This window comes from Paenibacillus sp. S28, assembly GCF_016624415.1.
Classification (GTDB): Bacteria; Bacillota; Bacilli; order Paenibacillales; family Paenibacillaceae; genus Paenibacillus_AQ; species Paenibacillus_AQ favisporus.
This window is the reverse complement of sequence record NZ_JACVTM010000003.1, coordinates 1-24446: the sequence shown is the minus strand read 5'-3', so window position 1 is coordinate 24446 and position 24446 is coordinate 1. Positions and strand designations below refer to the sequence as shown.

At 53.3% G+C, this 24446-nt stretch carries 19 protein-coding genes and 1 riboswitch; of the genes, 2 read left to right on the top strand and 17 right to left on the bottom strand.

Translation table 11 applies throughout. The features are described from left to right. Nucleotides 1-173: 173 nt before the first annotated feature. From IAE55_RS08685 to thiE, 5 genes are all read right to left on the bottom strand, one after another. Nucleotides 174-1400: an S-layer homology domain-containing protein gene (locus IAE55_RS08685; RefSeq protein ID WP_200631745.1), complete on the bottom strand. Its 1227-nt coding sequence runs from the start codon at nt 1398-1400 to the stop codon at nt 174-176. Between the two features lie 563 nt (nt 1401-1963). Further along, on the bottom strand, nt 1964-3118 hold the full coding sequence (gene thiO, locus IAE55_RS08680; protein ID WP_200631744.1) for a glycine oxidase ThiO: 1155 nt from the start codon (nt 3116-3118) through the stop codon (nt 1964-1966). A gap of 27 nt (nt 3119-3145) precedes the next feature. Then, entirely contained in the window at nt 3146-3925 is a 780-nt protein-coding gene (locus IAE55_RS08675; RefSeq protein WP_105441807.1) for a thiazole synthase, read from the bottom strand. A gap of 8 nt (nt 3926-3933) precedes the next feature. Next, the gene (gene thiS, locus IAE55_RS08670; protein ID WP_089545768.1) at nt 3934-4131 is read right to left on the bottom strand and encodes a sulfur carrier protein ThiS; all 198 of its coding nucleotides are present in this window, start codon (nt 4129-4131) and stop codon (nt 3934-3936) included. After that, nucleotides 4115-4762 carry a thiamine phosphate synthase gene (gene thiE, locus IAE55_RS08665; protein WP_105441808.1) on the bottom strand — a complete coding sequence of 216 codons (648 nt, stop codon included), beginning with the start codon at nt 4760-4762 and terminating at the stop codon, nt 4115-4117. The genes thiS and thiE overlap by 17 nt, the downstream gene beginning before the upstream one ends. A 143-nt stretch (nt 4763-4905) precedes the next feature. Further along, nucleotides 4906-5015: riboswitch (TPP riboswitch) on the bottom strand. Between the two features lie 238 nt (nt 5016-5253). On the opposite strand from thiE, the gene yhbH reads away from it, so the two are divergent. Further along, nucleotides 5254-6411, top strand: a complete 1158-nt coding sequence (gene yhbH / locus IAE55_RS08660; protein WP_145160244.1) for a sporulation protein YhbH — start codon at nt 5254-5256, stop codon at nt 6409-6411. A 295-nt stretch (nt 6412-6706) separates the two neighbouring features. On the opposite strand, the gene IAE55_RS08655 is transcribed toward yhbH, so the two are convergent. The 12 genes from IAE55_RS08655 to IAE55_RS08600 form a co-directional block, all read right to left on the bottom strand. After that, complete coding sequence (locus IAE55_RS08655) at nt 6707-7261, bottom strand: NADAR family protein (protein WP_186381968.1); 555 nt, start codon at nt 7259-7261, stop codon at nt 6707-6709. Nucleotides 7262-7352: 91 nt separating this feature from the next. Beyond that, complete coding sequence (locus tag IAE55_RS08650; protein WP_200631742.1) at nt 7353-8072, bottom strand: DUF1266 domain-containing protein; 720 nt, start codon at nt 8070-8072, stop codon at nt 7353-7355. Nucleotides 8073-8087: 15 nt separating this feature from the next. Further along, nucleotides 8088-9440: a J domain-containing protein gene (locus tag IAE55_RS08645; protein ID WP_200631741.1), complete on the bottom strand. Its 1353-nt coding sequence runs from the start codon at nt 9438-9440 to the stop codon at nt 8088-8090. Then, on the bottom strand, nt 9437-11140 hold the full coding sequence (locus IAE55_RS08640; protein WP_200631740.1) for a molecular chaperone HscC: 1704 nt from the start codon (nt 11138-11140) through the stop codon (nt 9437-9439). The genes IAE55_RS08645 and IAE55_RS08640 overlap by 4 nt, the downstream gene beginning before the upstream one ends. 131 nt (nt 11141-11271) lie before the next feature. Beyond that, a complete protein-coding gene (locus IAE55_RS08635; RefSeq protein WP_200631738.1) occupies nt 11272-12279 on the bottom strand; it encodes an AAA family ATPase in 1008 nt (335 codons plus the stop codon). Continuing rightward, entirely contained in the window at nt 12279-12953 is a 675-nt protein-coding gene (pnuC, locus tag IAE55_RS08630; RefSeq protein ID WP_200631737.1) for a nicotinamide riboside transporter PnuC, read from the bottom strand. Before pnuC ends, IAE55_RS08635 begins: the two co-directional genes overlap by 1 nt. 212 nt (nt 12954-13165) lie before the next feature. Continuing rightward, the gene (locus IAE55_RS08625; protein WP_145946933.1) at nt 13166-14893 is read right to left on the bottom strand and encodes an ABC transporter substrate-binding protein; all 1728 of its coding nucleotides are present in this window, start codon (nt 14891-14893) and stop codon (nt 13166-13168) included. A gap of 501 nt (nt 14894-15394) precedes the next feature. Then, complete coding sequence (locus tag IAE55_RS08620) at nt 15395-17092, bottom strand: ABC transporter substrate-binding protein (RefSeq protein WP_200631736.1); 1698 nt, start codon at nt 17090-17092, stop codon at nt 15395-15397. A 109-nt stretch (nt 17093-17201) separates the two neighbouring features. After that, entirely contained in the window at nt 17202-18101 is a 900-nt protein-coding gene (locus tag IAE55_RS08615; RefSeq protein WP_076170554.1) for a carbohydrate ABC transporter permease, read from the bottom strand. Between the two features lie 16 nt (nt 18102-18117). Further along, entirely contained in the window at nt 18118-19101 is a 984-nt protein-coding gene (locus IAE55_RS08610; protein ID WP_116232201.1) for an ABC transporter permease, read from the bottom strand. Between the two features lie 243 nt (nt 19102-19344). Continuing rightward, complete coding sequence (locus tag IAE55_RS08605) at nt 19345-20889, bottom strand: response regulator transcription factor (protein WP_145946929.1); 1545 nt, start codon at nt 20887-20889, stop codon at nt 19345-19347. Next, complete coding sequence (locus IAE55_RS08600) at nt 20882-22669, bottom strand: sensor histidine kinase (RefSeq protein ID WP_200631735.1); 1788 nt, start codon at nt 22667-22669, stop codon at nt 20882-20884. The genes IAE55_RS08605 and IAE55_RS08600 overlap by 8 nt, the downstream gene beginning before the upstream one ends. A gap of 264 nt (nt 22670-22933) precedes the next feature. On the opposite strand from IAE55_RS08600, the gene IAE55_RS08595 reads away from it, so the two are divergent. Continuing rightward, nucleotides 22934-24370: a SpoVR family protein gene (locus tag IAE55_RS08595; RefSeq protein WP_200631734.1), complete on the top strand. Its 1437-nt coding sequence runs from the start codon at nt 22934-22936 to the stop codon at nt 24368-24370. Nucleotides 24371-24446 lie beyond the last annotated feature (76 nt).

Sequence of the window (24446 nt, the reverse complement as noted above, 5' to 3'; positions counted from 1 at the left end):
ACCACTTGGCGAATCTGAGGCCCAGTGGGAGGAGAAACAATACTGTCGGACGGGTAACTTTCAGCGGAGTATATATGTCTAAAAGGGAGACAACCAATCACTACTAAGGAAAGAGTAAAGATTATTGATGTTTTTTTTATGGACTTAACCAATTCGATAGCCACTCCCAACTATCATTTCTGCAATAAAATGGCGCCATAAGAGCCATCGTCTGCAAAGACACTTTCAATTTCTGAATTACCCGTCGTTAGATTTCTCTCTACCGAAGATGAACTCCAAAATCTAGTCTCTACTCCCTTTTTAAACATATCAACTGGCCCTTCACTTGGAAGAGTAGTGTAACCAAATCTATCTGAAGTCGAGCCAAAAACTCTGCTTCCCCCTTGTAGACGATATTTAAGTCCATTTGAATAACTTCGTAAGTCAAAACCTTCTTTGTTTGCAATTACTGACGAATCTATAAACACTAAATACGAATTTTCAAAAAATATTTTATTTGTATCCACAAACATCCGCCCATAAATACTTCCCGTTTGGTCCGCGCTCAGCCCACTCATGAAAATATAATGATATATTTTCACTTTTCCAGTATTGTTTCTTAAGCTTACGTCCTTGCCCAGAATCGTTTTAAGCTCATGACCCTCAGCATACTGGTACGCCGGGATCACCGTCCGGAGATTCGTCCCCGTCGTCCCCACTTCCCGCATTTCATTCAACCCTTTAAAAGCGCTTGGCGCCTTCGTCTGCGTCGTCTCGTAACGCTGAATAATCACCGCGACCTCCGCACGCGTGGTCGTTTTGCCGCCGCCGAAGCTGTCGTCCGGGTACCCGGACATCAGTCCCGCTCCCAGCATGACCGACACATATGGATAGTCGGCCTTGTTCAAGCCGCCCTTGTAATACTCCGTCACCGGAACGATGGTGTCCTTCGTGTCCTCGATCGCCTGCTTGTACTCTCCGTCGCGGGCCGCCAGTCCCGAGGCCATCCACTTCGCCATTTCCACCCGCGTCAGTGGAGTGCCCGGCTTAAAGCCGTTTGCATAATCGGCCGGACTGAAAAAGCCCTTCCCCGCTGCCTCGCTCACTTCCTTTTCGCTCCAGTGCCCGGTCAAATCGGAAAATGCCGCTGCTCCGCCAGCGTTTTCGTTCGTCGACACCCTGGCCAGAATTGCTGCAAACTCAGCCCGAGTAACCGGGTCGTTTGGTCTGAATTTTCCGCTGCCATCACCTTTGAGATAACCTTTGGATACCGCATCGTTAATGGCCTGATACGCCCAGTGGGACACAGACACGTCCTTAAAAGCCGCCGCCGCTGCGGCCGGCACCGGCTGCTCGATTGCTCCTGCCGTTCCAAGAATCATCGCCCCGGCAAAAATGGTCATCAACATCGCTTTGAACATACTTCTTCCGCTCCTGTTCTCCTAAAATATGATGCTTTGCATTTACTAAATCTCTTAACTTCCCTGATCCCTTCTAACTTTCTGACTGTTTCCGATACCCAGGTACCATCTAACTTACTGACTACCAGGTAACCTCCTGACTTCCTGACTGTTCCAGACAACCTGATACCAACTGAATCCCTGCTTCTTGTGTTGCTCTAAACTCTCTTGCTAAAAAATATGTTTTCTTAACCGACGGGACTGCTTGCCCACGCGTGGCCCTAAGCAGCCACACCTCCTTATGTATTACTGTGAAACTTCTTTCCTATTTAGCATAGGACTACTTGCAGTATACTACAGGATTTTCGCAAAATTTGTCATTAATTGTCACTAATACATCATCACTTCAATTATATGGGTTTAATGGATATATAAGATGCACGTGCTGCAAATAGCTTTTGCGACGCCCGACACAAAAAAACAAAGCAGGAATGCATTCCTGCTTTGCCATGTGCTTCATGCCAAACGAATAACTTTATATTGTCCGTACTTTTATTAGCTAGAACAATCAATATTTAACGACGTCAATCCTTTATTTTGTCCGAAAAAGCGCCCGCCTGCACCTCACCGAACCGGTTCGGCCGGAACGCTCCACACCACTCCGGCAGCGGCTTGCCCTCCACGCTATCGGCGATCAGCGCGGCCGTGACCGGGCTGAGCAGGATGCCGTTGCGATAATGACCCGCGGCCACAAAAATATGGCCGGCGTCGTCCAGCCGCCCAATCAGCGGCCGGCCGTCCAGCACCGCCGGGCGCAGTCCCGCCCAGCGGTGAAACGGCTGCACCTCACTAAGAACAGGCAGCACTTGCTTGTTCCACTCCGTCAGCCGCCGGATCCCTTTGTCCGTGACGGACGTGTCGAACCCGGCGATATCCTCCGAGGCGCCGCACACGAGCGTTCCGTTTGCTTTTTGGACCAGGTATCCCTGGCTGGTGAACACCAGATGCCGAAGCGGCTCGCGCTCCTCGTTCCAAGTGTAGGCGCAAATTTGCCCCCGGATCGGATGTACAGGAATCCGGATACCGAGGGGTTCCGACATCTCCTGTACCCATGCGCCGGTGCTGATCAGCAGCCGGTCCGCTTCAAACCGCTCGCCACTCTGCGCCCTCAGCGCAACCCGCTCCCGCCATTCAGCCAGCTCGATCCGGCCAAGATGCTCATGAATCTGCACGCCGGAGGCCAGGCAGGCCCGTTTGACCGCTTCCGTCAAATCCGGGGCATACACATGGCTCTCCACCGGAGTCCGCAAGGCGGCAACTGCCTCGCGGGTCAGTCCCGGCTCGGCATCGAACAGCGCGCTCCCCGTTAATATTTCGCCACCGGAGCACCAGCTCCGCTGCCATTCCAACCGGCTCTCCAGCGCAAGCAAATCCGCCTCGTGCCTCGCGATGTACAAGCTGCCGGTTTCGGCATATTCGAAGGAGACGCCGGAGATGTCCTTCACCGCCTGCTGCCATTGCGGATACAGCGACAAGCTCTCGCGGCACAACCGGAAGAACTCGTCCGGCGACTCCACGTTCTCTGAATACGGAGCGAGCATCCCTGCCGCCGCGCCGGAGGCCTGCCCGCCGCAAGGTCCTTTTTCGAGCAGCGTGACGTGCAGGCCGCGGCGGCGCAGCTCCAGCGCGCAGGATAATCCGATGATGCCGCCGCCCATGACGATGATGTCTCCGCTCATTGTTACAGCCCCCCTGTCCATCCTTTTTTATTCGATGACGAGCGATTCCAGGCCGCTGCTGGCCGAAGCATATTTCTTCTTCGGAATCCGCCCGGACAAGTAAGCCAAACGCCCCGCCTCAACCGCCAGCCTCATCGACCGGGCCATCATCACGGGGTCCTTGGCTTTGGCCACCGGGGTATTCATCAGAATGCCGGAGACTCCCAGCTCCATCGCGAGCGCCACGTCACTGGCCGTCCCCAGCCCCGCATCCACGATGACAGGGACCGACAGCTCCTCCACGATCAATCCGAGATTGTACGGATTCAGAATGCCGAGGCCGGTCCCGATAGGCGCTGCGCCGGGCATAACCGCGGCTGCCCCGGCATCCTCCAGCTTTTTGCAGATCACCGGATCGTCGGAGATATACGGCAGTACCGTAAAACCGTCCTTGACCAATATTTCCGTCGCTTTTAACGTTTCAATCGGATCGGGCAGGAGCGTCCGCTTATTGGCGCTAATCTCCACCTTGATCCAGTCGCTGAGTCCCGAAGCCCGCGCCAGGCGGGCAATCCGGACCGCCTCATCAGCCGTTGTCGCCCCGGACGTGTTGGGAAGATAGATGTATTTCTGGGGCTCCACATGCTGCAGAATGGAGTCATCCTCCACCGAATCGAGATGGATCCGGCGGATAGCGAACGTCAGCACCTCGGTTCCCGAAGCTTTGATCGCCTCCATCTGCACATAAGGATCGGGGAACAGCCCGGTCCCCAAAAATAACCGCGACGACAGTTCCTGTCCGCCAACCTGCCAATTATCTCTGCTCATTTTTCCCCTCAACCTCCCGCTACGAAATGGACCAGCTCCAGCTTCATTCCAGGCACAACCGGAGTCGTCTCCCACTGCTCGATCTTCAGCACCTGTCCGTCCGCTTCCACCATGACCGGCCTGCCGGACAGCCCCAGCAGGCGGAGGACATCGGCTACCGTCTCGGCCGCCAGCTCCCGCTTTGTTCCGTTAATGACCAGTTCCATCCGCCGCTCCTCCTCTACCTTCAAGCTTGTGAATGAACGCCCGGCATACCGCTTCCGGGTCAGGGCTGCCGACGATTTCGCTCACCGCGCAGACGCGGCTCGCACCGGCCCGGATCACTTCGTCCACGTTGCCCAGCTTGATGCCGCCAATCGCCACAAAAGGGATCTTGATGACCCCGGCGACTTCCCGAATGTACGAAAGACCGACCGGATCCACCACATCGGCTTTCGTAGCCGTCGCATAGATCGGCCCGACGCCGATATAATCCGCCCCTTCCGCTTCGGCGAGCTGCGCTTCCGAAATTGCATGGGTGGATATGCCGATGATCTTGGAGCCGACAAGCTTTCTGGCTTCCGCGATCGGCATATCACCTTGACCGAGGTGAATCCCGTCGGCGTCCACCTCCATCGCGATATCAACGTGATCGTTCACGATAAAAGGAACACCGTAGCGGCGGGTCAGCTCCCGCAACTCCGCCGCCTTGCGCAGCAGCTCTTCCCTGCCGCTTGTTTTGTCGCGGAATTGAACGATATCCGCGCCTCCCCGAATGGCTTGCTCCATCACGTCCACCAGCCGGCGTCCCGGATGGAACGTCTCGCCGGTAATCGCATACAGACGAAAATCGACCATGACTGCTTCTCCTCTCTTTCCTTTGCCTTTCCCTCCATTTCATGCCGGCTTCTATCATCGCGAAGGGTAAGCCCTCATTTTGCGAAAGCGCCCTCTTACCCGGTTAACACAAAAAAACCATTCGAGAAATACACGAATGGCACCGCAATTCGAATGATATTCTCTACGCCAGCATTACCTGGATCAGATTAACGGTCCGCAGCATAAGGCTGCCATCTCAGCCGGACTTCATCCAGCACCCGCATTCCTATTTAATTTCACAACCACTATAGCCCAAACTGCTGACTTTTGGCAATAGCCAGAGTGAGATCACCGGCATCGGAACGCCTATCTCATCCATAGCAGCGATTCTCGCAAAATTTCATATATTTGGGTGCGGCAAACTTCTTATTTTATCTCTTGCGTCATCACATATCATCCCCGCCCGTGAATATAAATGTTTAACAAGCCAAAGTTTGTGCTGAGTATGGGAACATGGGAGGTGCCTGAACATGCCATCAGACGATCATTCGCTGTTTGTGGTGTCCAAGGAGGACTGGTCACTGCACCGGAAAGGGTACCAGGATCAGGTCCGCCATCAGGAGAAGGTTAAGGAAATCATCAAGCAGAACCTGCCCGACCTGATCACAGAAGAAAACATCGTGATGTCGGACGGTAAGCAAATCATCAAGGTACCCATCCGGAGCCTCGATGAATACCGTTTCATTTATAACTACCAGAAGCAAAAGCATGTCGGCCAGGGAGACGGCGACAGCCAGGTGGGAGACGTGCTGGGCAGGGATCCGGTGCAAAAGCCGGGTCAAGGCGAAAAAGCCGGCGACCAGCCCGGCCAGGACATTATGGAAGCCGAGGTCAGCATGGAAGACTTGGAAAATATGCTGTTCGACCAGCTGGAGCTGCCGAATATGAAGCCGAAAGAGCAGCAGGAAGTCGAAACCGAATCGATCACGTTCAACGACATCCGCAAAAAAGGCATGCAGTCCAACATCGACAAGAAGCGGACGATCCTGGAAAACCTGCGGCGCAACGCCACCAGCGGCAAGCCGGGAATTCACCATATCAGCCCCGACGATCTGCGTTACAAAACGTGGGAGGACGTCGTCGTTCCCCATTCCAGCGCGGTCATCATTGCGATGATGGATACGTCCGGGTCGATGGGCACGTTTGAGAAATACTGTGCGCGCAGCTTCTTCTTCTGGATGACCCGCTTCCTGCGCCGCCAATACGAAAAGGTCGACATTGTCTTTGTGGCCCACCATACGGAGGCCAAAGAAGTCACCGAAGAAGATTTCTTTACCCGGGGCGAAAGCGGGGGCACGATCTGCTCGTCCGCCTACCAGAAAGCGCTGGAAATTATCGACCGGCGCTACCCGCCCGCCAAGTACAATATTTATCCGTTCCATTTCTCGGACGGCGACAACTTGACTTCTGATAACGAACGCTGCGTGCGGCTGATTGGCGAGCTGCTTAAAGTCAGCAACATGTTCGGTTACGGGGAGGTCAACCAGTACAACCGGAGCAGCACGCTGATGTCCGCGTACCGGAATATCAAGCTCGACCAGTTCATGTATTACGTCATCAAGGAAAAGGGCGAGGTCTACCAGGCGCTGCGTACGTTCTTTAAAAAGCAGGAAGGCGCACTGACCTAAGCCGAAGGACCGTCTCCTGGAACGCAAAATTATGGCATATAAAAAGGTCGTTGTCCCGTTACGCTGAGTAACCAACAACGACCTTTTTGCATGGCCGGGTGACCTCTATATAGCATGACCCTCGATTTGCAGCCTTTTTCCCACAATCGACTGATCCTGACTCCTGCCAGGCTCCTCACTGATGGCATGCTCATCATTGCCAACGTGCTCCTCATTGCCAGCGTGCCCTTACTGCTGCCAAGTTCTTCACTCCCGCTAGGCCCCGCACGCACGACGTCCATGTTTCGTACTTCCGCTAGGCTTCTTCCGCCTGCAGCCGGTCCCGAACCTCCATCAAGGCAAAGCCAAGCAGGTTCTTCCCTTTCCACAGCAGCGGGTTCAGGACCGCCTCGTCATCTGCGGCCAACCCCACGCCCCAGATCGAATCCACCGGACTCGCCTCTACCAGCACCCGCTGCCCGGTGCCCAGCAGAAATTGCTTCAAATCGTCGTTTTGGGAAAACTTCGCTTCGTTTCCTCGGACCACAATGGAGTACCCTTCCCGGTCCCATACGGCAGGATCGAATCCCCTCACCTTCCGCCCCAGATCTTTAGCCTGCTTCGGGTGCTTGGCTGCGAGAATCTGTTCCCGGATCTCTTCGTCACCGAACAGTCTGGCTTTCTCGGCCATCATATAATGCTCGGCACTTGCATATTCCACGCCGTCCACGGTAAACTTCGCTTCCCACCACTGGCTGAAGCAGCTCTTCGTAATAGATCCGTCCGCCGCGGGCTGGTGCCCCCAGAAAAAAACATATTTCAGCTTGGTCCCTTTCCGGAATGCCTTCCGGAGTTCTTCCAAGGTATACATCCTCTTCCCCCTATATAAGAGCATCCCGTGCGCTTAAGTCCTACAATCATTGATAAAGGCCCTGTGACCCGCATGCCCGTTGATCACAGCCTCAGGCATCCAGGCTGGCCGATCCCTTTCGGTACGCTGCTCGTTCGCCTCCCGGCTCAAGCGGAATATCCCATGGCGCCTTCCGGGAAGCGAAGGTACCCATCCCCAGCAGCGTCTGTCCGCGGGTCATGATATAGACTACATTTGCAAACTGCTCCTCCGGTTTCCAAAAGCGGCTGGCGGCCATAAATGCGATCAAATACTCTTCCCAGCTGCCGTAATGCTGCTGCACATACCCGGCCGCTTCCAATTTAATGGCCCAGGCCTCTTCCTTCGTCAAATATCCGTAAGCGAGCCCAACCCGGCTCAAGAAAATCGCCCATCCGCCCCCGAAGGCGGCTATTTCTCCGGCGGGCAGCTGCGGCAGAAACGTATGAACCATGCTCATCCGGGCATACTCCGGATGGTCTTTGGAGGCCTCCATCCAGTTTTGCCGTGCCTGTTCCGGCAGCGCCGACAGTTCGGCGTGCAGGGCCTTATAATCGTCACGGTTCCCGTCCTCCAGCAGCCAGCGAATCCGGGTCTTTAAGGTCTCGGCGTCCTTGATGTCCCAGAGCCGCAGCCCCTTTTTCAAAACCCGGTTCCCGAGGTAACGCTCAAATTTCAAAAACTCGTAAGGCACATAATAATAAGCCAGCACGCTGTCGATGCATACGCTGGAGAGACAGCGGAAGTACAGCTCCAGCTGTTTGATTTGCTTCTTCTTGTAATCGCTGCGCATGTCGTCCTCCATTATCTAGGTTGATAGCACCCGGTGTGCTCTTAACGTTCTGTATAAATACCACAGCAGAATGGCCACGAACACCCCCGTGACGATAACGGGCACGTCAAAAAACAACTGCAGCACGATATACACAAAAATATAAAGCCAAGTTAACCGAAGAAATAAAAAACCGTCGAATATAATATTGTTTTTGACCACCTTGCGGTGCTCGGCCGGGTCGATCTTCCCCTGATCGTGGTGATGCTTATTTGCGGTAGACGACCAGTACATCAGGGTGCTCATATGCTGATTGTTTATGTCAAAAGAACGCTTCATCCGTTCCTTGGCCTCCGATATCCGTCCCATCGCGGTGAGGCACCGTCCCTCCAAACAGAGCGCATCCTGATCGTCCGGATGGGCAGCCAAAATGCGCTCGCAATCCGAAAGCGCCTCTTCATACCGCTGATCATCGTATCGAAGCCGTGCCGCGTACCGGTAAGCCTCCAGATCATCCGGCTGCAGCAGGATCGCATGGACGAAACATTTCAGCGCTTCCTGCCGGTTGCCCGCGGCCAGGTTATATTTTCCCAACAGCAGCTGCAGATCCAGATCGTCCGCAAACCACGCCGAAGCTTCGGTCAAGCACGCTTCCGCTTCTTCCAGCTCGCCTTCCATCAGCATATCCAGCGCAGACTCCCGCAGATCCAAAAATCTTTCAATGTCCGCGGCATCCCCTACGGGAGCGTTAGCGAGCGAGTCATAACGCAGCTCCCGTGATCCGTCCAGCTGCTGCAGGATGTATTCGGCAAAATACGTCGGATACCGCTCCCGCAGTTCTTCGGGATCTTCCGTAAAGTAAAACGTGCCGTCCAGCAGCTGCCAAACGTCTCGCGGGAGATGCCTGCAGGACATCAGAAAGGACACGAACGCATGCTGCAGTTCCGGCCCGCGATCGACGTTCCATACGATATCCTCGTTCAGCAGCCGCTCCCACGACTCCACCCGAATCCGGGCCGGAAAGTCGTCGTACAGCTCCCCTGCCTGATGAATCCACAGGCTGACCGGATCTGCGCTTGCCGTAGATTGGAATATTCCATTTGAATATGTGGTTTGTGCGTTAAGCTCGCTTGGTTGATCAACTTCCCCTTTGGTATCCTCCAGCGGGTAGATCGGCGTGGAAAGTTTATCCTCATTCTCAGCCGGCTCGCGTACCGTTGTACTGGCCTCTTTGGCGAACTTGGATGCCGCCTCATAAGCTTCCCGAAGCTGCTGATAGCCCTCGGGATCGTCCTCGGGATGATGCTGCTTCAGCTTGGCGGCATAAGCTTTCTTGATGATGCGCAGCTCCGTGGTCCGCTCGATCCCGAGCCTTTCCCAGATGTTCATGTGAAGCTCATCCACCTTTCCAGCTGTTCCAATCGATCCTTGAAGACCTCGGCAGCTTTTTTGATTTCGCGGTCATCCTGGGTATGCAGTGCCTTTTCGAACTGTCCGATATAGGCAGCGATCACTTCCCGGCTCTCGCCCAGCGCCTCTTCGTACAACCGCTCGCCCCTTGCCAGCAGCAGTCGGTTTTCCGCCCGGTCTCTCGGGTGAATTTTGATATCCTGAAGCTCCAGCAGCCGCGCCTCGATCTCTTCCTTCGTCATGCTGCCGGCGTTCTTCTCGATGACGGCGCGCTTCTTCTCGCCGGTCGCAACGCTGGCCACCTCGACCTCCAAAATCCCGTTAATGTCATAGGTATAACGGACGTCAATCTTCTGTTCGCCGGCAGGGGCCGGCGGCACCTTAATGTGGATCTCGCCGAGCTTGATGTTGTTCTCGACGCGCCGGCTCTCGCCCTGATAAATATCAACGGTTAGCCGCCGCTGGTTGTCAGACACCGTGCAGAGCCGCTCAATCCGGCTGACCGGGATCGGTGTGTTGCGCTCGATGATCGGGAAGAAATGTCCTGATGAGAATCCTCCGTTACCCAGTTCCTGTACGATGCTGGTACCCAGGGTATAAGGGCACACGTCGGTAAGGATCATCTCGTTCAACGCCTCGTTCCGCTCCTTCAGCGCCGACTGGATGGCTGCACCGACGGCAACCGTCTCATCCGGATTGATGTCGCTGTACGGCATGCGTCCGAACATGCGGCCGATGACGCTTTTAATAAGCGTCATTCGGGTGGCTCCTCCGATCAGGATCACCGCATCGAGATCGGATGGGGACAAGGACGCGTCTCGCAGCGCCCGCTCGATCGGCTGGCGCAGCCTCAGGAGCAGCGGATGGGCCAGCTTTTCAAATTCGTTACGGTCAAGCCGCACTTCATACCGGGTTCCATCGATCGTCAAAGCCATTTCAGCCGACGCCTCCCGCCCCAGGGCAAGCTTGCAGCTCTCCGCCTGTTTATGTATAGCCGATCTTGTTTTCGGGTCCAGCGCCTCCCACTCCATTTGGTGCGTCTCCAGAAAATGCGTCACAAGCAGCTCCGTAAAGTCCTCACCGCCAAGGAAATTGTCCCCCGCGATAGACTTCACCTCCATGACTCCCTCGAACAGCTCCAGGATGGAGACGTCAAAGGTTCCTCCGCCCAGGTCGAATACGAGGAACTGGGTTTCCGGCTGCTCCTGGTGCAGGCCGTAAGCCACCGCCGCCGCGGTCGGCTCGCTGATCAGCCGCTCGACACGCAGTCCGGCGATTTCGGCGGCATGCTTCGTCGCTTTGCGCTGGGTATCGTTGAAGTATGCCGGGACGCTGATCACCGCCTCCGTCACGGGTTCGCCCAGGTAGCTCTCGGCGTCCTCTTTCAAGGCCTTCAATATAAAGGACGACAGTTCCTCCGGTGTAAAGGAGTGAGGGCCAAGCTCGTACTTTTTCTCCGTTCCCATAAACCGTTTAAAAGTGGCAGCCGTCCGCTCCGGATGGGTAATCAAGCGCTCCTGGGCAATCCGGCCGACCACAATTTCGCCGTTTTCGTCCACGCTGACGATGGACGGTGTCAAATGTTCTCCGAGCACGTTGGGAATGACCACCGCACGGTCTTGGGCCCAGCAGGCCACCAGGCTGTTGGTCGTTCCCAGATCGATTCCGATCACAGCCAATGAAATCCCCCTCTTTCCTGTTGAATGTTGCCTATTCATTAGCCGGCCCCAGCCTTAAGCTCCAGGCCAATCTAGCAATCCGTTCTCTATTCTACCAGCAGCCCCCTCTTTAATCCAATAAATGGGCTGGCTTAAACAAGGCTTCCAAAATAGTTGCTGTACGGAACAAACGCCTTCAGTACCTCCTCGACCCGCTTGATCCGCTCCTCCAGCGATCCCCTCAATGGGATGTAAGGAATCCGGCGCTCCTTCAAATCGGCGATAATCTGCTTGTGGAATACATGCCGCTTCTGGTCACCGCTGCGGTCCCACGTATCGTCATATGGGATATCGTCCTCGCACAGGAAAAAGAGATCGTATCTGCCGGCGTTCTCCAGCGCCAGCCGGGTCAGCAGCTCCGGAGCCCGGCCGTGATAATCCAGCGCGAACATATAAGTCGTGATGGCGTTCGTGTCCACGAACAGATACCGGTTCGCCTCCAGCAGCGCCTTCTCTTCGCGCTCGATATGCCCCGTCGCAATCTCATCAAAAGCATCGAAGCTGATCCGCCGGTCCACCTGATGCTCCGTCCAATAATCCCGGCCGTACTCGCTGGCATAAGTTGTGTTGTATTTGCCGGCCAGCGCCTCCGTCAGCGTTGACTTGCCGGTCGACATCGCTCCGACGAAGACCACCTTCGTAATGAGATCACGGTATACGATGTCGCTTACAAATTGCCGGTGTTTATACGGGTCCTCCCGGATCATCGTCGCCGAAATCGGCACCACGCCCCTCGCCTCATCGACGCGGCGGTCCACGGCGCCAAGCGCTTTGCTCATGTGCTCGCCGTAAAACTCGCTCGAAAAGAAATGCGTAACCTGCTCGCCGTCAAGCAGCCCCAAAATATACTGCTCCTCCCGGATTTCATGCTCCCGGTCATTCGAATAGCCGTCCGGACCGTCCCACGCTTCGATCACCCTGACGCCCGGATACAGCTTCCGGATCCAGCCGGCGCGGATATGCAGCGGAATCGTCGTAACCGTCGTATCGTAAATGACCACGATCAGTTCATCCACCTCCTTCAGCGCCGTCTCCACCATGTATTGATGCCCTTTATGAAAAGGGGCGAATTTCCCCAACGTCAGTCCCAGCTTTTTCATCAGTAAGCCTCCTTTGCCCCTTTGTTCCAAGTGTAATAACCGTATGCTGCATTGATGAGATACGCGCTCCACATGACGATCATGAGCAGCCCGTCAGGACTGCCGTCCAGGGTACGCAGCACCCACAGCAGCACGGTAAAAGCATTCAGCACGATATACACCAGCCATTGTTCCTTATAACGCCATACCATCAGGAAGGTTGCGACAACCGACAGCACGTTGGTGATCGCATCGATGTACGGCGAGTTCTGCGTCGGTATCAGCGACAGGAAAAAACCGATCATCACGCTGCCCAGCACGCAGGCGGCTCCGGTCCACAGAATCCCTCGAAGGTTCATGCGGCGCATCTCAAGCTTGCCGCCGTCCTGATGCTTCCGCCATAGGAAGAAGCCGACCACGTTCATCGGAACGAAGAACAGCAGATTCAGCAGCATCTCCCCGTAAATCCCGTTCGTATAAGCCAGGTACGCGTACCCGAACGTGTTGTACATGCCGAATACATAACTCATCAGGTTGCCCTTCGCCGCCAGCACCACGCACAGCACGCCTGTCAGAAACACGGTAAACCCGAACAGGCTATCCTTCATAATCACCGTAAGTCCGACGGCAATTCCGCAAAACACGCCGAGCCATACCAGCTCGTAGGCGCTCCATCCTTTAAACCATTTCCCCATGTCCGTTCCCTCCAGCTGCTCCATTACGCCTTCACAGATCACCGTGACCGATGAGGGTAATGATGAGATTTCAATAATATCAAATTGATATTATCAATTTGTTGTTTACATCTTAGCAGGATGCTCTCCCGGAAGCAATGTTTTTTTGGAAAAAAACAAAAAAAGGGCCCCGGGATAAATCCCGGGACCCTCGCTCCTCTGATCAGGCCGGCTTATTGAGCGCTTCCGCTCCAGAGCTCGACTCTTTCCTTGATCAGTTCTGTATATTGTTTTTCGATTTCTTTAGCACCTGCAGCATCCAGCTCTTTCAGCATGTTGTCATAAATGCTGTCGAACTGTTCCGGCTTCGCGAGGATAGCTTCCGGAATCCGCTTGCGAATAATATCCTGCGTTTTTTGGTAGATAACATTATAATTGCCGTCCTGAGGAGTAGCCATGTTGTAGGCTGCGCCCCAAGGTTTGACCGGGAAGTCCTTTTCAGACGGGAACAGGTCTTTCCAGGTTGTTGCGCCGTATGCTTTCAAGGTGTCTTTCTCCGGCTGTGTATAGGAAGCTACGATTTGATCCGGGAAGTTCGTCGTGTAGTAGTTGCCGGATGGATCTTTCACGCCGTCGCCGTAGTGAGCGGAGAAGGTGGTGTACAGTCCGATGCCGGACGTTTTCGTAAAGTTGGTGTTATCGTTAACTTTCTTGTCCTGTACATCATCAGGGATAACGCGCTTTCCGTCCACCATGTTGTAGTGCTTGCCTTCGATACCCCAGTTGCGCAGCACTTGGCCTTCGTCGGATGCAAGGAAGTCCAGGAACTTGATCAAGCGGACCGGATCCTTACATGCCGTTGTAATGCCTACGCCCCAACCAGCTACGAATCCGGTATCCTGGAAGGAATGGTCTTTATATTCATCCGACAGCGTTACAGGGAAGTGAGCATAAGTGCGCTCCGCTTTGCCGGCGGTCTTGAGCGCATTCTCGGCGTCGGAATAGCCCCACTCTTGGTCGATCAGACCCAGGACGCGGCCGCTGGCGATCTTGGATTTATATTGGTCACTCTTTTGCACAAACGTATCCTTATCCAGCAGACCCACATTGTACATATGGTTGAGCCAGCGGAAGTATTCTTTCTCTTCCGGACGCTTGTAGTGCAGCTGAGCTTCGTTGGTTTCAGGGTTAATGAAGTATTCGCCGTCATCCGGAGCTCCTGTCGTCAAGAAGGCCGGGTTCGTTACGGTGATCATGATTCTCCAGTCATCCGCGTCCAGTGTCAGCGGAATCGTCGGCTTGCCGTCGATCGTCGGATGTTTGTCTTTATATTGCTGGAGAACGTTTTCAAAATCCTTAACGGTTTTTACTTCCGGATAGCCGAGCTCTTTCAGCACGGCATTCTGGATTTCAAATCCGCCACCGGCGTCAAAGTACTGCTGATCCACCGCCCCGTTCGTCGGAAGCACATAGATGGCTTTATCGTCGTTGCTGTAAGGCAGACGGTTCATGTACTTGCCGTATACCTTCTTGAGGTTCGGGCCGTACTTGTCGATCAAATCAGTCAGGTCGATCATCGCGCCGGCTTCCACCAGCTTGTCGACGTCGCCTTTGGCAAAGATAAAATCAGGATAGTCGCCGCTCGCAGCCATCAGGGATATTTTATCGGTGCCTGCGCCGGATACGGCATACTCCGCATTGATGGTCACGCCAGTTTTCTTCGTAATTTCTTTACCGACTTCATCCTGCATCTTGTTCCAGTTCGGGCTGGCGTCAGCGCCAAAGAACGAGAACGTGATCGGGCTCGTATCGTCTGCCTTCGCATCCTGCGCTGCATTGGAAGACGAGCTGCCGGAATCGGCGGATTTGCTGTCGCCCCCTGAGCTGCTGCAGCCTGCGGAAACGAGCAGCACACTGGCGAGGAGCAGCATTCCAAACTTCTTCTTTGTGTTTCCCTTCATGTGAATCATATCCCCCTTCATTACTAATGGAATTACTTCGTGCTGCATTCAAGAGCCGGCATTGCATCAACGTCGTACGGACGCTGGGCACTGCCGCATGTTGTGCCGAAACCTAGATGAATTGAATACGTTTACAAAACTCAGATAACTAAACTTCCTCACATCACATCTCTGGTTTCTTGTTCGACTCCACCTCTTTGTTTAAAACGTTTTCGAAAACAGCCTACAGGGAAAATGTGTAATGAAAGTGCTTTCATATTTGAATCATAAAAGATTTAAAAACGACTGTCAAGTCATTTTAATACATATTTTTAAATTTAATTTTTAATGCGTTTACGATCACAAATACCCGTAATAATGCTAATAAAATAGTCTATTCCGGCATTTATATTATATAAGGTACAAAAGCAAATGAAGTCACAAAAATCCATTACAAATAGGACCTACTGCTATGAGCAGGCCCTACCTGATGAAATTATCGCTCTTTTTTAAAAATTCGAATTACTTCGCTTCGGTCGTTCCGCCCCACAACTCGACACGGTCCTTCACCAGCTCGGTGTATTGCTGTTCCATTTTTTCCGCTCCGGCGGCGTTCAGTTCCTTGATCATGTTGTCATAGACTGCGTCGAATTTGTCCGGCGTCGTCAGGATCGCTTCCGGAATGCGCTTGCGGATAATGTCCTGCGTTTTCTGGTACATTACGGTATAATCTGAGCCCTCTTCAACCGAGATGTTGTACGCTGCTCCCCAAGGCTTAACCGGGAAATCCTTCTCTGAAGGGAACAGGTCCTTCCAGGTCGTAGCGCCGTAAGCTTTCAGCGTTTCTTTCTCGGCTTCCGTGTAGCTGGCTACGATTTGATCCGGGAAGTTCGTTGTATAGTAGCTGCCTGATGGATCTTTCACACCGTCACCATAGTGAGCGGAGAAAGTCGTGTACAGGCCAATGCCCGATGTTTTCGTAAAGTTGGAAGCGTCTTTGATTTTCTTATCCTGAATTTCTTGAGGAATGACGCGCTTGCCATCTACAACATTGTAGTGCTTGCCTTCGATACCCCAGTTGATCAATACTTGCCCTTCGTCGGAAGCGAGCCAATCGAGGAATTTAATCGCCCGAACCGGATCCTTACAGTTGTTCGTGATACCGATGCCCCATCCGGATGTAAAGCCTGTGTCCTGGAAGGAGTGGTCCTTATATTCTTCCGACAAGGTTACCGGCAAGTGAGCGTAAGTTCTTTCATCCTTGCCAGCAGATTTCAATGCGTTCTCTGCGTCGGAATAACCCCATTCCTGGTCGATCAGGCCAAGCACGCGTCCGCTCGAAATTTTGGACTTATACTGGTCGCTCTTCTGTACAAACGTTTCCTTATCCAGCAGGCCTTCGTTGTACATATGGTTCAGCCAGCGGAAGTACTCTTTTTCCTCCGGACGCTTGTAGTGCAGCTGAGCCTCATAGGTTTGCGGATTGATGAAATACTCGCCGTCGTCCGGTGCTCCAGTTGCGAGGAACGCCGGGTTCGTTACGGTGATCATAATTCTCCAGTCGTCCGCATCCAGCGTCAACGGAATGGTTGGCTGGCCGTCAATCGTCGGATGCTTCTCTTTATAAGCTTTCAGCACGTTTTCAAAATCCTTGACGGTTTTCACTTCCGGATAGCCCAGCTCTTTCAGCACGGCATTCTGGATTTCAAAGCCGCCGCCGGCGTCAAAATACTGCTGGTTCACCGCCGCATTGGTCGGCAGCACATAGATGGCTTGGTCATCGTTGCTGTACTTCAGACGGTCCATGTAACCGCCATATACCTTCTTCAGGTTTGGCGCGTACTTGTCGATCAGATCGGTCAGGTCGAGCATCGCGCCGGCATCCACCAGCTTGTTGACGTCGCCTTTCGCGAAGATCAGGTCCGGATAGTCACCGCTCGCGGCCATCAGGGAAATCTTATCCTGACCTCCGCCGGATACGGCATACTCCGCGTTGATCGTAACCCCTGTTTTCGCTGTGATTTCCTTGCCGACTTCATCCTGCATTTTGTTCCAGTTCGGACTCGCATCCGCACCGAAAAAACTGAAGGTGATCGGCGATGTCGTATCGCCTGTATCTTTGGCCGCGGTATCCTCCTTGCCTCCGCCGCAGCCCGCAACCGCTAGCATTGATGCGATGATCAGAGAAATCGCGGTTACCTTGAACGCTTTCTTTTGCATTGCGTAAACCCTCCCCATGATGTCTAATCTTTTTCTTTATCTATTTTGTATAACAGGCTAGCCTGCTGATACCTCTATATAAGAATGTAACTTCTGAAAAAGCGTTTTTTTACGATTTGACCGCGCCCAGCGTCATGCCGCTCACAAAATATTTCTGCAGGAACGGATAGACGATCAGGATCGGCACGGTCACGACGATGGTAATGGCCATCTTGATCGATTCCGGCGAAATCTGGGCCATTTGCTTGGCCATATCGTTGGCGTTGATCGCTCCGCCGCCCTGCTGCGTGCTCTGCAGCACCTTCATCAGCTCGTACTGCAGGGTGGTCCAGGTGGCGTTGCTGCCGTTGTACAGGTACGTATCGAACCAGGAGTTCCACTGACCTACGGCAAGGAACAGCGCGATCGTCGCAAGAACCGGTTTACAGAGCGGTAGGATAATGCGCCAGTATACCGTAAAATCGTTGGCTCCGTCCAGCTTGGCCGATTCCTGAAGGGCATAAGGCAAGCCGTCGATAAAGGAACGGACGATAAATACGTTGAATGCACTGACGAGACCCGGCAGAACATATACCCAGAACGTGCCGATCAGGTTCAGGTCGCGCATCAGGATGTATCCCGGGATCAGGCCGCCGGAGAAGTACATCGTCATCGCCAGGAATGTCGATACGAACTTCCGGGCCTGAAAATCAGGCCGGCTGAGCGTATAGGCCAGCATCGATGCGCTGAGCAGCCCCAGAACAGCACCGACGATCGTACGCAAAATGGAAATTTTCAAGCCTTGAAGCAAAGTGTCATAAGCAAATATCGTCTTATAGTTTTCAAATGTGAACGCACGCGGCCAGATGGTGATGCCACCACGCACCGTATCGATGGAATCGTTCAGCGATATGGCGAGCACGTTCAGAAACGGATACAGCGTAACGATCAGCACGATCGCCATGAAGATGATGTTGCATATATCGAAGATCTTATCGGATCGGGTCGCATTAAACGCTTTGTTTGGCATCTCGACTTCTCGCCTCCTACATAATGCTTTCTTTCGTAACCTTTTTGAAAATGCCATTAGCCGTAAACAACAGGATGATGCTGACTACAGAGTTGAATATGCCGATGGCGGTACCGTATGAGAACCTGCCCATATTCAGACCGTAATTCAGTGCGTACAGATCGAGAACCTCCGAGTAATCCGTCACCAGGTTGTTGCCGAGCAGGAATTGTTTCTCGAAGCCGATGCTGATCAAGTGGCCAATCGACATAATCAGGAGTACCGAGATCGTCGAACGGATGCCCGGCAGCGTAATGTGCCACATCTGTCTCCAGCGGCTCGCGCCGTCGACGCGGGATGCTTCGTACAGCTCCGGGTCAATCCCTGTAATCGCTGCCAAATAGATGATCGTATTCCAGCCTGTTTCCTTCCAGACATCGGAACCGGTTACAATGTACCAGAACCAGTTTCCCTTCGCCATGAACTGTATAGGTTCGTCCGTGAGGTGGAGCGCCATCAGAATCTGGTTGACCGCACCGCCATCGATTGAAAGCATTTTCGTAATAATGCCTGCTACAACGACCCAGGATACAAAGTGCGGCAGGTAAGAAACCGTCTGCACGAACCGTTTGAAGAACATACCACGCAGCTCATTAAGGAGAATCGCGAAGAAGATCGGAACCACGAATCCCAGAATGAGGCCCATGAAGCTCATCGCCAGCGTGTTCCGCAGCACCAGATAAAACCGGTCGTCTTGGAACAGCTCATGGAAATATTTAAATCCTACCCATTTCTGCTCGGAGAATGACCTTGCCGGTTTATAGTTTTGAAAGGCCATCGTCCAGCCCCAAAGCGGCAGGTAACTGAACACGAACACCCAAATGACAAAAGGGAGCGACATTAAATATAAATATTTTTGCTGGAGCACCGTACTCCAGAAACCCCCCTTTCGTTTACGCTTTGGAGCTTTAGCAGTATCTTGACCGCTGCGGGGAATGGTGTTAGGTGTGAGCGCTTCCATTCAATAACCCCTCCTCTAATTGATAACTCAATCTTACTAAATGAAGCGCTTATAAAAATACCCATCGGATTTCACCTAAAATCATATAAAAATTAGATATAACGCTTTCAAAGTCGAAATGTGACATGACTTTACACAAAAATTCCCCCAAAAATCTAATTTTCAGGGGGAAATTCGCCTCGAAAACGTTTTTGAAAGACGGTATAGCCAAAATCATCCCGCAGGATCTTGAAAGATAAGAGACTACTCGGAAGGCTCCTTTTTCCGGAATGACGACGGGGACGCCCCGACGTATTTTTTGAATTTGCTGTGAAAATAGTCCACGTTCGCATATCCGACACATGCCGCCACTTGATGCACCTTGAGTCCCTGGGATAACAGCTCTTTCGCGTGCTCAATCCGCACGTTGTCGAGGAACGCATTGAAATTCTCGCCTGTATAGTTTTTGAACATTTTCCCCAAGTAAGCGCTGTTGTAATTAAACACCTGAGCCAGGAGCTCCAGCTTCAGGTTCTCCTTGTAGTTCCGGTGAATAAAATCGATCATCTGCTTCAGCACCGCATCCTTGCTCCCGCCACCGATCCTCTCGATCAGGCTGCTCAAATGGGCGGCCGCTACCGCTTTCAGCTGCTCCCATGTCGGCTGGCGGAATGCCTCCGTAATGAAGAGCGGCGCATCCTGCAGAAGTGGATACAATGCCTGGTTCTGTCCCGACAGCTTGTTGATGGCCATGGTCAAAATATGGGTCACCGCCGACTTCACGGCCTGCTCAGCCTGCCCGAAACCGACAACCCGCTCCTCCAGCTCGTCAAAAAAGCGGCCGACCGCTTCCATGCTCCGGATGTCCAGCGCATAATACAGCATATCCGACAGTTCGATTTCTCCAGTTGGATCGAGCGGCGCCTTCTCCGGGTATGACTCTGCCATTAGGGTCAAATCTCCGGGCAGCATCAAACGCTCTTCATGGAACAAAAAACGATGGTGCAGCAGCTCGGCGGCCTCCGCATACGATTGTCCAATGAGCGAGATATCGGTGACCGTTCCCCCGGCGGCGGCAAACCAGCCCTTGTTATCCGGCAGCAGCGCATTCCATACCGCGTAACAGTGGGCAGCATCGTCTTCCCGGGACATCCCCCGGTCCCACAGCAAAGCTTCATATGCCCCCGCTGGAAACACAATGACGCGATCCGCTTCGTCAAAATGGCCCGACAGCTTTCGTCTTAAGGCGGCTAAAGGTGCATCGTCCGCCGATCCATGGATTTCGAGCAGGACGATCTGATACCTCGTCCAGTCCAGCCCCAGCTGCATGACCGTCGCCGGATCCCGAAGCGCTTCTTCCTGCAGCAGAAAGGATTCAAGCAGATGCGCACGGTAGACATGGTCCTCTTCCGCGGAACGATGCGATTGCTTCTCCCGGGTCAGAATCGCCCCGATCCGCTGCAGCTCCTCCCCGAGCTCCTCCTCATCCAGCGGCTTCAGCAGGTATCCGTTTACGCCGTAACCGATCGCCCGCTTGGCATAATCAAAATCGGCATATCCGCTCAAAATTAGAAAATGCGTCGAGATCATGGCGGCCCGGGCCTCTTCAATGACGTCAAGACCGGTCATGCCCGGCATGCGGATATCGATGATGGTCAGATCGGGCTTCAGCTCTTTGATTTTATCCAGCCCATCCCGGCCGTTGGCCGCCGTATCCACCACCGTAAACCCGAAGCTCTCCCAGTCGATAATCGTCTTGAGACCTTCGCGGATCATCGGTTCGTCATCCACAATCAAAACGTTAAACATGCATTTCTCCCCCTGTTGGTATCATGAATTCCATCTTGGTTCCCTGTCCCGGGATACTCGTAATATGCAGTCCGAAGTCGTCTCCATACGTCAGCTTAATTCGCTGATGGATGTTCCGCAAGCCGATGCGGTTGCCTTCCCCTTCTTCCGCATCCAGCGTCGCCAGAACAAATTGCCTGCGTTCCTCCGACATGCCGGCCCCGTTATCGATAACCTCGACATGCAGCATGTCTTCCTTCATCGAGCAGCGGACGCGCAGCATCCCGTCCACTTCCTTGCCTTCCAGGCCATGGATAATCGCATTCTCCACCAGCGGCTGAATGATCAGCGGCGGAAGCAGCACCCGTTCGGTTTCCGGCTCGACGATCAGCTCGTAGCTCAAGCGGTCCTCATAGCGGAATTTCTGGATTTCCAAATACGCGCGGACAATGTCCATTTCCTCTTTCAGCGTTTTTTTCACACTGCCGATTTCGAGATTTTTGCGCATCAGCTTGCCCAGCAGCCGCACAATGTTGGCGATCTCCTTCTCCCCGTTCAAATGAGCCTTCATCCGGATCGATTCCAGGGCATTGAACAAAAAGTGCGGGTTGATCTGGCTGGCCATCATTTTGAGCTTGATTTCTTTTTGCGCAACCTCAAGCTTGGTGTTTTTCTCATTGCTCTCATACACCTGGTTCAGCAGGTCGTTGATGCTTCGGACCATATAGTTGAACTGGCGGGAGAGCTGCCCGATTTCGTCGTTGCCATCCAGGAAGGAAATTGTATCGAAGTTTCCCCTGGCCACCTTGTTCAGCTGTCTGCTCAAATGCAGAAGCCGGTTGGTCGTCAGCTTGGATACGACGAATATCAGCGTGAGTGCCAGGATCAGCACGCCGATCACCAGCGCCATGCCGATCCATCCGACCTTTTTGGCGTCCTGGACAATGCCCTGAGTCGAAAAGACAGATACGACGCTGAGGCCGTTCAAGCTCGTCTGCGGCGTCAGCTTGTCCACGATAATGTTGGAGGACACCCCGTTGACGCGCCGGCTGATCGTCTGTTCCTGTCCTTGATGCATATCGATGTTCAAATCCAGCTGTTTCAGCGTTTTGCCGACGTTCTGCGGATTTTTGGCGGCCACAATGTATCCGCTGTCATCCGCAATGAGCGTATTGAACGTTTCCTTGCTCAGGATCGAGTTCAGCATGCTCTGGTTGAGCGTAATGACCAGCACTCCCGGGGTTCGGTAATCCTTGAACTTGATCCGGCGCACCAGGCTCAGCTTCTTTTCGGTGCCGATGTCGCTGCCCTCCATAAAAAACCAGCCGATCCGCGGGTTGTTCATGGCCGTTTGGAACCATTCTTCCCCCTCAATCTTGGCGGTAACGTTAATAAACTGGGTGTTGTTGATCATCGTCCTGTTGTAATGGTAGAAGCGGACGTTGCTGATTTCGTTATAGAGCCGTGGAAGCTCATCAAAATCGTTATATTTCGAATAGGCCTGCACCATTTGCAGAATGGTCGTGTAATTTGTATTGACCAGGTCCTTCAGGTTATCGTCCAAGTACAGCTTGTTGGAAATCGAGATCGGTACGGACAGCATGGTGGACAGCTGGCTTTTGATTTTATCCACATCGTTGGCTGTCTGCTCTATCGCATTGTCCAATGCATCCTGTCTGAAATAGGCGGTAATGATGCCCCCCACGATCAGCACGGGGATCATGACGACGAACAGGTAGGAAAAGATCAATTTATTCCGGATCCTCATGTTGTTGGTAGCTTGCACAAAGTACTTCCACATGGTAACGCAGTCACCGCCCGCAAAAATATAAAACGCTTTCGTAAATAGGAAACCTCAGAGTCATGCTCTTATATTCTAACATAAATCGACATGAAGACTGCATTAATTTCCGGGCTGCTGGGATTTGCCAACAACATGATCCGGGACCGAATCCGGACTTTCAGCCGGCCATGTCAGTTCATACTTGAGGTGCTGCTGAATATATTGAAATATAGTCCCGATATCATATTTTATTCTTCCGCAGAAGGAAGGAGCAATGAACGAATGAGCGACGAGATCAAACAGCTGGAATACGCCATTAGTGAAATTATGGAGATCGCTGACGGCTTCGGCCTGGATTATTATCCGATGCGCTACGAAATTTGTCCGGCGGACATTATTTACACCTTCGGTGCTTACGGGATGCCTACCCGTTTTTCACACTGGAGCTTCGGCAAGACGTTCAACAAAATGAAAATGCAGTACGACTTCGGCCTGAGCAAAATCTATGAGCTGGTCATCAACTCCAATCCGTGCTACGCCTTTCTGCTCGACGGCAACTCCCTGATCCAGAACAAGCTCATCGTGGCCCACGTCTTGGCGCACTGCGACTTTTTCAAAAACAACTACCGCTTCTCCGCCACCAACCGCAACATGGTCGAGAGCATGTCGGCCACCGCGGAACGGATCAGCCAATACGAACTCGAGCATGGCACCGAAGTTGTGGAGCGTTTCATCGATGCCGTGCTGGCCGTCCAGGAGCATGTCGACCCGCAGCTGATCAAGCCGCAGCATCTGGATAAGCAGCGCTATATGGAAATGAAGCTGAAAGCGCAAAAAGAGTCCGGCAAAATCCAGACCCAGCCCGGCGAATACGACGACTTGTGGAACCTCGATCACAAGCCGGAGCCTGAGTCCCAGGAAAGCACGACTAACCGTAAATTCCCGCCTGAACCGGAAAAGGACATCGTCTGGTTCATCCAGGAATTTTCCGAAGTGCTGGAGGACTGGCAGCGCGACATTATGACGATGCTCCGTGACGAAATGCTCTATTTCTGGCCGCAGATGGAGACCAAAATCATGAACGAAGGCTGGGCTTCGTACTGGCATCAGCGGATCATCCGCGAGCTGGACCTGACGAGCGACGAGACGATCGAATTCGCCAAGCTCAACTCTTCGGTCGTGCAGCCGTCCCGGCACAGCCTGAATCCATACTATTTAGGGCTGAAAATCTTCGAGGACATCGAGCGCCGCTGGGACCATCCGACCAAGGAGGAAATCGAATTCGGCGGCCGCAAACCCGGGCAGGGCCGTGAGAAAATTTTCGAGGTGCGCGAATTCGATTCGGACATTTCCTTTATCCGCAACTACATGACGAAGCAGCTGACCGAGGATCTGGACCTGTACGTCTTCGAGAAAAAGGGCCCCGAGTGGAAAATCACCGATAAAAGCTGGGAAAACATCCGCGACCAGCTCGTCTTCGCCCGAGTCAACGGCGGCAGCCCTTACCTCGTCGTCGAGGACGGCGATTACCTGCGGACCGGCGAGATGGTGATCAAGCATATGTACGAGGGCATCGAGCTCGACCTGAAGTACATGGAGCGCACGCTGCCTTATGTGTATCAGCTGTGGGGCCGCACCGTGCATCTCGAGACCATCGTCGAGGACAAAAAGGTAATGTTCTCCTACGACGGCAAGAAGCTGCATCGGCGGTTCGTGTGAGGGAGGTTCTAAGCCGCTCATTGGAGCAGATCATGTAAATGTTGAGCTTCGTTGACCGCTCCGATGCCGGATCGTT